This is a genomic window from Nodularia sp. LEGE 04288 (assembly GCF_963896525.1).
Classification (GTDB): domain Bacteria; phylum Cyanobacteriota; class Cyanobacteriia; order Cyanobacteriales; family Nostocaceae; genus Nodularia.
This window is the reverse complement of sequence record NZ_CAWQOY010000088.1, coordinates 25,325-37,853: the sequence shown is the minus strand read 5'-3', so window position 1 is coordinate 37,853 and position 12,529 is coordinate 25,325. Positions and strand designations below refer to the sequence as shown.

The window sequence follows — 12,529 nt, the reverse complement described above, 5'->3', positions numbered from 1 at the left end:
GTTCCCCTATAGTCCGTTACGTCCCCAAACTACCATTGCAATTGACCAAGTAAACACAACCAAGAGTGATACCCAACCCAGTGTCAAAGTTGCCATAGTCTTACTTTCTAAATAATTACAAAACGTCTCTAATACCCATCATAATGGGAAAGAGCGGTTGATTCTTCAAGGATGGTTTTAATTTATTATACCCATTCTCCGTGAGGCTGCTTTTTATTCGCCCACATTCAGCAATGCTACAGCCTGACTCATAAAGCTGTATTGGCTGGCTAATTAGGCGTATTTTTAGCAATAAATGGTGTTCCGCATAGATCCAAAGTGAACGAAACGACAGAGATTCAATTGATGACGGAACGGCTAGAATCCCTCAAGGCGGGAATAATGGGGGGTTTGTCTGTGTCTCTGGCTTTCCTGATGACCAGTTTGGTGAATAGTCTGGTGTTGGCAAAGTATTTTCCCAGACTCGCCAGTCTGCAAATGGAGATGAATTGGCATTGGTGGCTGAGTGGGGGAATTGCGGGTTTTTCTGGCTTGTTATTTGGTGTCACCTATCGCTATGTCATCCGCACTGATCAAAATCCTCAACTCAAATCAGGGGGTGTATTGGCTTTTGGGTTAGTGCGCGGCTTAACCCAGATAGATTGTGGTAGTGCCATGTTAGCTGATTTGGTGCTGGCTGGGGAGAGTGTTTTGTGGTTTGCAATGGGGGCGATCGCACTCGATACCGCAATCCAAATTGGCTGGATCAAACCTTTTGCATCTCGAAACTGAAGTTGAGCCAAAGGAGTGATTAAGCTGGTAAATGAGAACAGATAGACTGAAATAGTAACAATTTCGGGAGCAAAATTCTCATGGTGGCACCCAATCCTCTGAAAACGCCCTCTTTTCTCCAGCAGTTACAGTGGGTGGCTAATCCTGTAAGCTACATGGAAAAAGCAGCCCAACAATATCCTGACATTTTCATAACTCGTGTGGTTGGTTTTGGTAAGGAATTGGTATTTGTGAACCATCCCCAGGCGGTGCAAGAAATTTTAACCAATGATCGTAAGACGTTTTTTGCTGCTGGTAAAGAGAATAAACTTTTGCACCCCTTAGTGGGAAACTATTCAACTTTTATGCTAGATGGCGATCGCCACAGAAAACGGCGACAATTAGTCATGCCATCTTTTCATGGCGATCGGATGCGAAGTTATGGTGAGTTAATTACTCAGATTACAGAAACGGTCTGGAGTCAATTACCCACAGATCAACCCTTCTCTACTCGCAACGCTACACAAGACATTTCCTTGCAAGTGATCTTACAGACTGTTTTCGGTGTGTTTGAGGGAGAACGCAGCCAACAACTGAGAACACAACTGCTATTGATAGCGGATCTATTTCGCTCACCTTTTACTTCTAGTTTTTTATTTTTTCCCTTCCTGCAAAAGGATTTAGGCGCTTGGAGTCCTTGGGGCAAGTTTTTAAGAGATAGACAGAAACTCGATCAGATAATTTACGCTGAAATTGCGGAACGCCGCCAGCAGAACCCTGAAAATCGAATTGATATCCTTTCCTTACTCATGTCAGCAGAAGATGAAGCCGGTAACCCCATGACAGATCAGGAGTTACGTGATGAGTTGATGACTCTGTTGTTGGCTGGATATGAAACCACAGCTACAGCAATAGCTTGGGGATTATATTTGATTCAAAAACACCCCGAAGTCCGAGAAAAACTGCTGCAAGAACTGGATACCCTTGGGGATTCACCAGACCCCATGAGTATTTTCCGGTTACCTTATCTGACAGCTGTTTGTAATGAAACTTTGCGGATTTATCCCGTGGCTATGTTGACGTTTCCGAGAATAGTAGAAGAACCTGTGGAACTCTTAGGATATTCTTTAGAACCGGGTACAGCAGTAGCTGGCTGTATCTATCTGATTCACCACCGTGAAGATTTATACCCAGAACCTCAGCAGTTTAAACCAGAGCGTTTTCTCGAACGTCAATTTTCTGCCTATGAATTTATCCCCTTTGGTGGCGGTGTGCGTCGCTGTATGGGCGAGGCTTTAGCGATATTTGAAATGAAGCTTGTATTGGCAACCATCTTGTCAAAGTATCAACTCGCATTGGCTGATGAGCAACCAGAAGTCCCCCGCCGTCGAGGTATTACCCTGGCACCTGGTCGTGGCGTGAATATGGTAATCACAGGTAAGCGACCTCAAAAATCTCCTCTGAGTATGGTCACGAATTAGACTCAGAAAAGGAGCAAATAACCAATTTGTGATAGGATAATCACCAAAATATCCTAATTTTCTATGAAATCCCTAACCTCCCGTATGCAGGCGGTACAGTCGCCAATCATTCCTGTGGTTGGGGAATTAATTAAAAATTCTCCCGGCACGATTTCTTTAGGACAGGGTGTTGTTTCATACAACCCACCGCCAGAAGCCATTGAACTTCTACCCCAATTCTTAGCGGAATCTTCTAATAATTTATACAAAGCTGTTGAGGGAATTCCCCCATTATTGGCAGCGCTGGCGGCAAAGTTGCAAACCTTCAACGGGATTGTGATTAATCAAGATAACTGCATTGTGGTGACTGCGGGAAGCAATATGGCGTTTATGAATGCTATTTTGGCGATTACTTCCCCAGGTGATGAAATTATCCTGAATACACCTTACTATTTCAATCATGAAATGGCGATCGCTATGGCGAGTTGTCGTGCAGTATTGGTAGCAACCGATGAAAATTATCAACTGCGTCCACAAGCGATCGCCCAAGCAATTACCCCAAAAACACGGGCTATAGTCACCATTTCCCCCAATAATCCCACCGGTGTTGTCTATTCCGCAGCGGCATTACAACAGGTAAATCAAATCTGTGGAACTCATGGCATTTACCACATTAGCGATGAAGCCTATGAATACTTTACCTACAACGGGGTCAAACACATTTCCCCTGGGGCATTCAGTGGTAGTAGAGAGTACACTATTTCCCTTTATAGCCTTTCCAAAGCCTATGGTTTTGCTAGTTGGCGGATTGGCTATATGGTAATTCCGCAACACTTGTTTATCGCCGTCAAAAAAATTCAAGATACAATTTTGATTTGTCCGCCAGTTGTTTCTCAGTATGCAGCGTTAGGAGCATTACAAGCCAAGCCAGAATATTTACAGGAAAATATAGGTGCAATTGCTCAAGTCCGAGAAATAGTCATCGATTCCCTAAAACGCCTCAAAGGTTTATGTAGCATAGCCCCTGCCAATGGCGCATTTTATTTTTTCCTCAAAGTTCAAACTCAGATGGATGCCTTTGAATTAGTTAAAAGGTTGATTCAGGAACATCAAGTAGCAGTCATTCCGGGTACAACCTTTGGGATGAAAGATGGATGTTATCTGCGGGTTGCCTATGGTGCGCTGCAAAAAGATACAGCCAAAGCAGGTATAGAAAGATTAGTACAAGGCTTACAGGTTCTAGTGGAAAATGAGGAGTAGGGAGTGGGGAAAGAAGTTTCTCTGTGTTCTCTGTGTCTCTGTGGTTCGTTAAATCCCTAAGAAAAAATTCCCCCAATACCCCATACCCGATTAATCTAAGCTAAATTCTACAAACTCTGGTTCCCCAGCCAACATATTTTTGTCTACTGCGGACAAGATTTTATTGTGAGAACGCTGAGAATTTAAACAGCTACAAACTAACTGGGCGACATCTGTCCGATGAATAGTGCCAACAATTCGGGGATCTTCAGTTAAAATCCCATTACCTGTTGCTGCTGCCGATTTCAATCCACCAGGACGAATAATTGTATAAATGAGTCCACTAGCAATTAAGTGTTGTTCAGCCTTGTCTTTTTCAATTAACACAGGCCCCAGTGTTGCTAAAGCTTGAGGAGGTAAAGCCCCCGCACTATTTCCAGTACCAATGGAAGAAACCAAAATAAACCTTTGGACTCCAGCTTTAACTGCGGCATCAATGAGATTTTTGTTACCGAGGTAATCAGCCCTTTCACCTTCTGAAGGTAAACCGCCAATGGTACTAATAACTGTATGGATAGACTCATCTACAAGTATTGCACGTTCGACATCGCTGACATTTAAAGCATCTCCCATTACAGGTTGAATGCCTATTGATTCTAATTCACTCACAGCAGCTTCGCTTCTCAGCAGTGCTTTGACCTGGAGTTTTTCTGTGGTTAAACATTTAGCAATTTCTCGACCAACACCACGACTTGCGCCTGCGAGAAAAATGTAAGATGCACTTGTCATAGAAATTTTGAGTGATCAATTAATTACTTTAGCTTAAATGAATTGATGAGAAAATGAGTTGTATTCCGCAATTTTTCCAGTTTTAGGTGCAAACTGCTGTAAAACTGTTTCTAGGAAAACAGGCTCTTGTTTTTCGGGTTATATCTTGAGTAAGGGAACACCAAAAAATAAATTACCCAAAAATTGTAGGGTGGGTTAGCGCAGCGTAACCCACCATAAACTTAAGGATAATGGTGGGTTACGGACTAATGTCCTAACCCACCCTACTATTGCTAGGAAAACAGGCTCTTGTTTTTCTGGTTATATCTTGAGTAACTGCGTTGGTATAGCTTACCCTAAGTATGCAATATTATTGTGCCACACCGAATGCAAATGGATTGGATTAGCTTACTAAAAGCTCAACAAGCTGACTTTCTTCAACGTGTGAAAAAACCTAAAACTTACGATTTAACTTTGCTGGAAAGTCAAGTTAAAGGATGCCACAGTGAGAGAATAGTATTCTCAGGTGAGGAATTACTGAAATTAATCGAAATTTCCCGTCAAAAAGCCGAAATAGTCGCTAAAAATCCGCCGCCTATACCACCTGAATATCCAGAACCGCCTGACTGGGTGACTCCTTTTCCTCAATACTTTCAGCAGCAAGCAGAAGATTATCTTTTGCGAGAGCAAATTGTGAGTTTGGTAATGACTGAATGTCTGGGTAAGTTAGTCAAACACTTTTCAAAAGACACCGTAGAAAATATGGTGTTAGATGATGAAGGAAATTTACGCGGACAGAGCAAATTTACTTACTTGCTGGCTGATAATCCCAAGTTGAATATTCAAGTTTACGCAGTTGATGGAGAAAGTGTTAACAGTATTAAGAAAAATAAAATTAAGTGGTTAGTTAGTCAAGATGATTTAAAAAATTATCAAGTGTTAGTTTTTCTGTGTTTACTTCATCCATTCAGCAGTGGAAACTGTTACCAAAAGCACGCTATAATTTCTGGATTTTTACCAACAAACCAAATTGAATTTACAGAATCAAAATTGGATTTTTATCCCAGCAATTTGTTGTATGCAGGGGGATTAAGTTGGTATTTAGAATCATTAATTACTAAAAAAGAGCCACAGCTATTAGTTGATCAAAAGAGGATGGCAGAAACAATTCAAACTTTGCCACCAGAACATCCCCAAAAGGAAGTCATTGGTGATTGGGAATGCTGGCAAACATTGAAAGGCCACACTAGAGGAATTAATTGTTTAGCTTTTAGTTCTAGGTCTAACAATGGCAAAAATTCGCCTATCTTGGCTAGTGGTAGTCGTGGGGAAACGAAGCTATGGGATTTAAGCAAGGGTGAATTAATCGAGACTTTATCAGAGTATCCTTGGGTGATGTCTGGGCAGATAGATGAAGTAAATTCTTTAGCTTTTAGTTCAGATGGACAAACTTTAGTTAGTGGTGGCGCAGATTCGACAATTAAGCTTTGGCACGTAGGCGCACTGGATTTGATTGATATCCTGCACAAGCATAATGGTACGGTTAGGTGTGTGGCTTTTACACCAGATGGACTGATGTTGGCAACGGCTGGAGATGATCGAAGAGTTTTGTTTTGGGATTTGATGCAACGTCAGGTAGCGATCGCATTATCCTTAGATGATACAGCAGCTCATTCCTTAGTTCTGAGTCCAGATAGCGACACTGTGGTTGTCGGTTGCTATCGCAAAATCAAAGTTTGGCGGACTTTACAACCCACCCAGGGGAAACTTCTCCCAGATTCAGAACCATTACACACTCTCACCGGACATTCTCACATCGTGTCTTCTCTGGCGATCAGTGCCGATGGTAAACTGCTAGTCAGTGGTAGCTGGGATCAAACGATTAAAATTTGGCACTTAGAAACAGGGAAATTAATTCGTACCCTGAAAGGCCATAGAGATAAAGTATATGCGATCGCCCTGAGTCCTGACGAACAAATTATTGCTAGTGCTAGTGCCGATCAAACCATCAAATTGTGGTATCTAGAAACAGGTGAGTTGCTGGCTACTTTTACTGGTCATAGCCATACAGTTACAGCCCTAGCCTTTACAGATTCCGGTGAAATGTTAGTTTCTGCCAGTTTGGATAAAACCATTAAAATTTGGCAGAGAAGCTGATTAGAGAATTTTGGATTTTGGATTTTGGATTTTGGATTTTGAATTTTGAATTTTGAATTTTGAATTCGGAAGTCTTGTTTTCCCGGTCAGGTGAAAGCATTTCAGTTTTGATGTATATGAAATCACAAAAATTTTGATACTTAAGATACATCCGTAGGTAGAGAATGAGAGATAGCGATCGCCAATAGCCTAGATACAACCAACTAATAGAGGTTAAGTTATGGCAGTCTCAGCAGTTGATATTTCCAGAAGCCTCAGTGGCATAGATTTTCCGGCAAACAAAGAAGATTTAGTCAACCATGCCAGAGAAAAAAAAGCTAACAAAGAGATTATCGACATCCTCCAACAAATGCCAGACCAGGAATATAACAACATGGCAGATGTAGAACACGCCTTTGGTCAAGTTAAATAATTCCTGAATTAGTAGGCAAGACTATAAACTTTAAAAAAGCGATCGCTCTGAAAATGGGCGATCGCTAATCAATTTCATCTAAAATTGTTACACCAGCAGTGATTGCATCAATGGTTTATCCTCCGATAACTGACCAGTCCGTAACCACTCATCCAGTTCATTTGGTGCTTGCACTTGGTTGAGACATTCGCGCAACTTAGCACCTTCGAGAATTTCTTTCTCCAACAATGCTTGTGCAGTTTCCTCTAGCAACTCGCGGTTATAATGCAAAATACTCAAAGCTATGTGATGAGCATTATCCAGCGTCAGCTTCACTTCCCGGTCAATTTCCTCAGCCACCTTGGGACTAATACTGCGGCGAGGATTTGTGTAACCTTCGAGAAAATGCTGTTGAATCTTCTCAAAAGCCACAGTCCCCAACTTTTCGCTCATTCCATAAATGGTAATCGCTCGTTCTGCCAAATCAGTCGCCTTCTGGATATCATCAGCCGCACCAGTGGAAACCTTGCCAAAAACAATTTCTTCCGCAGAACGTCCACCCAATAAAGTCGCAATCCGGCCGCGAATTTCGTCTTCTATCATCAAGAAACGGTCTTCTTCTGGCATCTGAATTGTATAACCCAAAGCACCCACACCACGAGGGACAACAGAGATTTTTTCCACCTTACCAGCCCCAGGCATTAACGCACCGATGATTGCGTGACCAACTTCGTGATAAGCTACAGTCTTCTTTTCCAGTTCATTCAACACACGAGAGCGTTTTTCTAAACCAGCCACCAAGCGCTCAATAGCTTCATTAAAATCTGCCATAATCACAGCTTGCCGATTTTGTCGAGCTGCCAATAATGCCGCTTCATTCACCAAGTTAGCTAAATCTGCACCCGCAAAACCCGGAGTTCTCGCCGCAATCGTTGACAAATTAACATCTTGAGCTAATTTGACATTTTTAGCATGGACATTGAGAATAGCTTCACGACCGCTTTTATCAGGGCGGTCTACCACAACTTGACGGTCAAATCGTCCAGGACGACTTAAAGCCGGGTCAATGACTTCAGGACGGTTAGTAGCGGCGATAATTATCACCCCTGTGTTAGCGTCAAAACCATCCATTTCGCTGAGTAGCTGGTTGAGAGTTTGTTCGCGTTCATCGTTACCGCCCATCATCGGCCCAGCACCACCGCGAGACTTACCCAGTGCATCTAATTCGTCAATAAAGACAATACAGGGAGCTTGCTGTTTGGCTTGGTCAAACAAGTCTCGAACTCGTGAAGCACCTACACCCACGAATAACTCAATAAATTCTGAACCAGAAATGCTGAAAAAGGGAACACCAGCTTCACCCGCTACAGCTTTAGCCAGCATGGTTTTACCCGTTCCTGGCGGTCCTACTAGCAAGACACCTTTGGGAATTTTTGCCCCCAGTCTGGTGTATTTACCCGCATTTTTGAGAAAATCAATGATTTCTTCGAGTTCGGCTTTAGCTTCATCGACACCAGCCACATCACTAAATTTTACACCCGTAATGCCTTCAGAATAGATGCGGGCTTTGCTTTTACCTACAGTGAGCGCCGCCGGTCCACCACCTTGACGATTGATTAAAAAGCCCCAAATAGTAAAGAAAATTAACGGTGGGATAACCCAGCTAAGTAAAGTAGCAATCCAAGCATTTTCCGATGGAGGTGGTGCAGTAAACTGGACATCATGCTCACGGAGAATTTTGGGCAAATCTAAATCTAGAGCTACTGGCGTAGTGGTAAACACTTGTTTCACCGTTTCGCCTTCAGGAGTTTGGGTTTTGATGGTATATTGAATGCGATCGCTACCCACAACCGCTTGCTCAACTTGATTATTTTGTACCTGAGTAATAAAGTCACTGTAGGGGACTTGGGCTTGTCGCTGCCCAAACAAACTGGGAACAACCAAATTCAGCAGTAATAAAAAACTTAACAGAATCAGTAAACCACCGCCAAACTGCCTAGTTTGCGGCGATTTGTTGGGTTTTTTGGGATAATTATTAGTTTCTACAGGCATTTAAATATACCCTCCAAATTAGTCAATTATCAGTTTTCATCTGTATTCATCTGTAGTTAATTATCTTTTGAAGTACTACACTCACTAGCAAAGTGCCGTATCAGTTCCTAAATTTTCCCTCATCCCCAGGCATATAGAAGTGGCAAATTAAGCAGGTGCGGGGAATTGAGATCATTCTTCTCAGCACTGGACGCAACAAAAAACTTAACAAAGTAGCGAATTTAGCAGTATCGATCTCAAAGTTTGTGTCTGTATAGGTCTATTCTAGAAACTAAAGTCAGTAGCCTAAGATCGGGTATACCCCACAGAAAAATGTGTATTGCCGTACTGTGATGAAAAATAATTTAGGATTTGTAGTGAAATTGCTTGTGCTTTCGGGTCTGCTGTCTGTATTGATTAAGTATGTAGGGCCGATGTTATCCATAGCCGCAACAGATGCTAATGCGCTAATTATAGTTTTGTTACCGAATGTCATTGTCGCGATCGCTTTATTTTGGAGATTTCAGTCAGCACAGAAACAAAATTAGTATAAATTGCTAAAATCAGCTAACCTAATCTCAATTACACAGCTGGGGGGCAGCCTGTGAACCTTGGTCAATGGATCGGCTTAATCGCCATAGTTCTTTCTTTATATATCTTATGGCAAATTCGACAGGTATTGTTGCTAATATTTGCCGCAGTTGTCTTAGCTTCCACCTTAAATCGGCTCGCCAAACGAATTCAACGCTTAGGCGTAAAACGTGGCTTCGCTGTTGTCCTGTCGGTGGTTCTTTTCTTCGCAGGTATAGTATGTTTTTTCTGGCTGATTGTGCCGCCTTTTGCACAGCAGTTTCAAGAACTAACTTATCGAGTTCCCCAAGGATTTGATCGCTTTAATACTTGGTTATTACACTTAGAAACTCTAGTTCCTGTATCTTTGCGTCCTTACATTCCTAATGTTAATAACCTGATTTCAGAAGCCAAACCTTTTCTGAACCAGATAGTAGAAAACTCTTTTGCCTTTGTTTCAGGCTCTTTAGAAGTTTTACTCAAGATTTTACTAGTCCTGGTATTAACAGGGATGTTTTTAGCCGATCCTCAAGCTTATCGCCGATTATTTATTCGACTGTTCCCCTCATTTTATCGCACAAGAATCAATGGAATTTTAGATCAATGCGAACTTTCATTGGAGGGATGGATCACAGGTGCGTTCATTGCTACGAGTGTAGTGGGAATATCTAGTGTGATTGGCTTATCATTTTTGGGTGTGAAAGCCGCCCTAGCTTTAGGAATTTTAGCCGGCTTTCTCAACTTAATACCTAACTTAGGACCGACATTGAGTCTAATACCAGCAATGGCGATCGCCTTATTGGATAGCCCCTGGAAACCTCTGCTTGTCTTACTGCTCTATTTTGTGATTCAACAGATTGATGCCAATTTAGTGACTCCCACTATCATGGCAAATCGAGTTTCACTCCTACCTGCTGTAACCTTAATTTGCCAACTATTTTTCGTTACCTTCTTTGGCTTTTTAGGATTATTCTTAGCCCTCCCCTTAACAGTGGTTGCTAAGATTTGGCTGCAAGAAGTATTGATTAAAGATGTTCTAGATGAATGGGGAAAAATCCCCCCCCAAGAAACTGAGTTAGTCATAATTTCTCAATCTTCCATCTCAGATAATGATTGGAAGACAGAAACTCCAGATGACGAGCAACAGCCAAACATTGATGATATTTTGCCACAACAAGAATAATTACTCATTTATTTCTCTTTTTGCTTTTTTTGGCAGACTTATACCAACTTAATATAAAGATGCATAAATAGAATTTAACCAAAAATCCAGTTCCCCTCCTCGCTTGCACCGGAGGGATTAGGGGTAGGGTCGAAATAATATGCAGCCTCACAAATAATTGGTATTAGGCGTTAATTTACAGCAGTTTTCATGTATTTAGACCACATATAGCAGGTTGCAGATAAATGAAGTACGAATTTTATATTAAAGCTCTTGTGGGGTGGGCATCTTGCCCGCCCTAGTGTACTTTTCTCAAATGAAATATGCTGTATTTGCTTCTGAATTGCGCCTCTGCGTGAAATTCAAAATCACTCAAGTCAAGTTTTTGAAGACAATTTTTAGTAACTCAACACGTGTAAAAGGTTTCGTCAAATATCCAGTGGCTCCGACTAATCTCGCTTTTACCCTATCAATAATTCCCTTATAACCCGTGACAAAAATAACCGGAGTATTTTGAAATATCGGATTATTTCGGATAAGTCGGCACAACTCATAACCGTCAATTCCAGCCATATTCAGATCCAGTAAAATCAAATCTGGTTGGTGTCGAATAATCGACATTACAGCTTTTAGTGGATTATTAATTGCGACGACAAAAAAAGTTTCCCCTTCTAAAAAACGGCTAATTTCCTTGAGAATTGTGGGACTATCATCCACAGAAACAATTTTATAAACTTTTTTGGGGGTTATGGTAGCAGCCATTACTCTTTCAGCCGGAGGATTTATGTTATTTGATATTGTTAAGCCCTGAATATTTTCTCTTGCATGATCAGAAATATCCGGGAATTGCTCTACAGAATTGTCCGCGTAAGATTCAATTGTATTATTACTTGTCTCTACTGGTATAGCTACTAAATTTGTTTGCAGTAATTCTCTGGAATAACTAGAAGATAATGACAACTTTTCCACATTTCTCGGTAATTGATCAAAAGGTGGATCTGGTTCATGTAATATAACTTCGCCTTTAATAATGTAAGGGTATAGTGTTTTAGCTAGTTCAATTTCATCTTGATTCATCATCATCGCCAGATGACGTAGACTGAACCCCTTCATCCAGTTAATTAGATTTGCCTGGAGAGATGTAAAAGTTTGATTGTGGACTATGTTATTAATCAACAGATATGGACGTTGATAAGGTGAAGAGATATAAGGTGTTAAAATTCGCCAATTATCTAATTGGATTTGACAACGTTCTATAACTTTTCCGACATCCAGTCTGCATACTTCTGATACTTTTGGCTGGGAATGGCTTAATGCAAAATGACCAGATTTAATTAACAAAAATGATTCGACTACTTCTGTAACTAATTCTTGAAGCAGCAATGTTGCTTGTTGCGTATTCAAATAGCCTTGATTAATCAGCCAGTGAATAGCTTGATAATCAGCAGGTTGATGATTGAGATCACTATCATCTTCTATGAACTGATTGTGTAAGTCTGGTTCAAAAATTAAGCGTAATTGGACACGAATTTCACTAGTAAGCGGTGGAATTTGATCGCTAAGGCGATGCAGATGGCGTTCTAGCCGATCAAACGGCTCTACGGAATGAGTAGCGTAAATTATCTTACCTTGATTTAAGTAAATTGCCCAGGTAACTAATTTACTAAAAGCTTGTAAACTTGTAGTATCATAGCAACTAGATAAGTGTCTTAACAGACTCTGAGGACTTAGGGTTCTGAAAGTGCCAAAAGTATTCATATTTGGGAGTATTTTTGAGACATTATACAGAATATAGCTAAAATTCAACTCTCATTAAATCAAATATTTTAATGTTGATTTAATTAAGATATTATCAATCAGGGTGTATTTATATAAGAAAAACCAAAATATTTATAATTTAAATATTTTGTTAAACTTTGTCATGGCTACTGTGGAAAAATATTTTTTAGGCAACTTTAGGCACAAAATATTATGCTTACACCAGTTGAATTTTCTGCTCTC

General features: G+C 40.9%; 11 protein-coding genes. 7 read left to right on the top strand and 4 right to left on the bottom strand.

Annotated elements, in window-relative coordinates:
* Nucleotides 1–6: 6 nt before the first annotated feature.
* The gene (gene petN / locus AACX33_RS06020) at nucleotides 7–96 is read right to left on the bottom strand and encodes a cytochrome b6-f complex subunit PetN (protein ID WP_006195543.1); all 90 of its coding nucleotides are present in this window, start codon (nucleotides 94–96) and stop codon (nucleotides 7–9) included.
* 249 nt (nucleotides 97–345) lie between these two features.
* Between petN and AACX33_RS06015 the strand changes: the two genes are divergently transcribed.
* The 3 genes from AACX33_RS06015 to AACX33_RS06005 all read left to right on the top strand — a co-directional run bounded on the left by AACX33_RS06015 (nucleotide 346) and on the right by AACX33_RS06005 (nucleotide 3,470).
* Nucleotides 346–771 (top strand): hypothetical protein, encoded by a 426-nt coding sequence (locus tag AACX33_RS06015; RefSeq protein WP_193997526.1) that lies wholly within the window; start codon nucleotides 346–348, stop codon nucleotides 769–771.
* An 80-nt stretch (nucleotides 772–851) separates the two neighbouring features.
* Nucleotides 852–2,231, top strand: a complete 1,380-nt coding sequence (locus AACX33_RS06010) for a cytochrome P450 (RefSeq protein ID WP_193997076.1) — start codon at nucleotides 852–854, stop codon at nucleotides 2,229–2,231.
* 63 nt (nucleotides 2,232–2,294) lie between these two features.
* A complete protein-coding gene (locus AACX33_RS06005) occupies nucleotides 2,295–3,470 on the top strand; it encodes a pyridoxal phosphate-dependent aminotransferase (protein ID WP_193997077.1) in 1,176 nt (391 codons plus the stop codon).
* A 90-nt stretch (nucleotides 3,471–3,560) separates the two neighbouring features.
* Here the strand turns inward: AACX33_RS06005 and AACX33_RS06000 are convergent, their stop codons facing one another.
* On the bottom strand, nucleotides 3,561–4,238 hold the full coding sequence (locus AACX33_RS06000; protein ID WP_193997078.1) for an SDR family oxidoreductase: 678 nt from the start codon (nucleotides 4,236–4,238) through the stop codon (nucleotides 3,561–3,563).
* A 372-nt stretch (nucleotides 4,239–4,610) separates the two neighbouring features.
* Here AACX33_RS06000 and AACX33_RS05995 point away from each other — a divergent pair, with 372 nt between their 5' ends.
* Both AACX33_RS05995 and AACX33_RS05990 read left to right on the top strand, forming a co-directional pair.
* Complete coding sequence (locus tag AACX33_RS05995; protein ID WP_193997079.1) at nucleotides 4,611–6,374, top strand: WD40 repeat domain-containing protein; 1,764 nt, start codon at nucleotides 4,611–4,613, stop codon at nucleotides 6,372–6,374.
* A gap of 220 nt (nucleotides 6,375–6,594) precedes the next feature.
* Entirely contained in the window at nucleotides 6,595–6,786 is a 192-nt protein-coding gene (locus AACX33_RS05990; protein WP_193997080.1) for a DUF2795 domain-containing protein, read from the top strand.
* Nucleotides 6,787–6,873: 87 nt separating this feature from the next.
* Here AACX33_RS05990 and ftsH read toward each other — a convergent pair whose 3' ends face one another.
* Entirely contained in the window at nucleotides 6,874–8,817 is a 1,944-nt protein-coding gene (ftsH, locus tag AACX33_RS05985; RefSeq protein ID WP_193997081.1) for an ATP-dependent zinc metalloprotease FtsH, read from the bottom strand.
* A 332-nt stretch (nucleotides 8,818–9,149) separates the two neighbouring features.
* On the opposite strand from ftsH, the gene AACX33_RS05980 reads away from it, so the two are divergent.
* Nucleotides 9,150–9,344, top strand: a complete 195-nt coding sequence (locus tag AACX33_RS05980) for a hypothetical protein (protein WP_193997082.1) — start codon at nucleotides 9,150–9,152, stop codon at nucleotides 9,342–9,344.
* Between the two features lie 56 nt (nucleotides 9,345–9,400).
* Nucleotides 9,401–10,549: an AI-2E family transporter gene (locus tag AACX33_RS05975; protein WP_193997083.1), complete on the top strand. Its 1,149-nt coding sequence runs from the start codon at nucleotides 9,401–9,403 to the stop codon at nucleotides 10,547–10,549.
* Nucleotides 10,550–10,900: 351 nt separating this feature from the next.
* On the opposite strand, the gene AACX33_RS05970 is transcribed toward AACX33_RS05975, so the two are convergent.
* Nucleotides 10,901–12,286 (bottom strand): response regulator, encoded by a 1,386-nt coding sequence (locus AACX33_RS05970; RefSeq protein WP_193997084.1) that lies wholly within the window; start codon nucleotides 12,284–12,286, stop codon nucleotides 10,901–10,903.
* Nucleotides 12,287–12,529 lie beyond the last annotated feature (243 nt).

What these genes read in the sequence shown, in the direction of transcription:
- petN (WP_006195543.1), bottom strand. Translation starts at nt 96, where the DNA reads ATGGCAACTTTGACACTGGGTTGGGTATCACTCTTGGTTGTGTTTACT.
- AACX33_RS06015 (WP_193997526.1), top strand. Translation starts at nt 346, where the DNA reads ATGACGGAACGGCTAGAATCCCTCAAGGCGGGAATAATGGGGGGTTTG.
- AACX33_RS06010 (WP_193997076.1), top strand. Translation starts at nt 852, where the DNA reads ATGGTGGCACCCAATCCTCTGAAAACGCCCTCTTTTCTCCAGCAGTTA.
- AACX33_RS06005 (WP_193997077.1), top strand. Translation starts at nt 2,295, where the DNA reads ATGAAATCCCTAACCTCCCGTATGCAGGCGGTACAGTCGCCAATCATT.
- AACX33_RS06000 (WP_193997078.1), bottom strand. Translation starts at nt 4,238, where the DNA reads ATGACAAGTGCATCTTACATTTTTCTCGCAGGCGCAAGTCGTGGTGTT.
- AACX33_RS05995 (WP_193997079.1), top strand. Translation starts at nt 4,611, where the DNA reads ATGGATTGGATTAGCTTACTAAAAGCTCAACAAGCTGACTTTCTTCAA.
- AACX33_RS05990 (WP_193997080.1), top strand. Translation starts at nt 6,595, where the DNA reads ATGGCAGTCTCAGCAGTTGATATTTCCAGAAGCCTCAGTGGCATAGAT.
- ftsH (WP_193997081.1), bottom strand. Translation starts at nt 8,817, where the DNA reads ATGCCTGTAGAAACTAATAATTATCCCAAAAAACCCAACAAATCGCCG.
- AACX33_RS05980 (WP_193997082.1), top strand. Translation starts at nt 9,150, where the DNA reads ATGAAAAATAATTTAGGATTTGTAGTGAAATTGCTTGTGCTTTCGGGT.
- AACX33_RS05970 (WP_193997084.1), bottom strand. Translation starts at nt 12,286, where the DNA reads ATGAATACTTTTGGCACTTTCAGAACCCTAAGTCCTCAGAGTCTGTTA.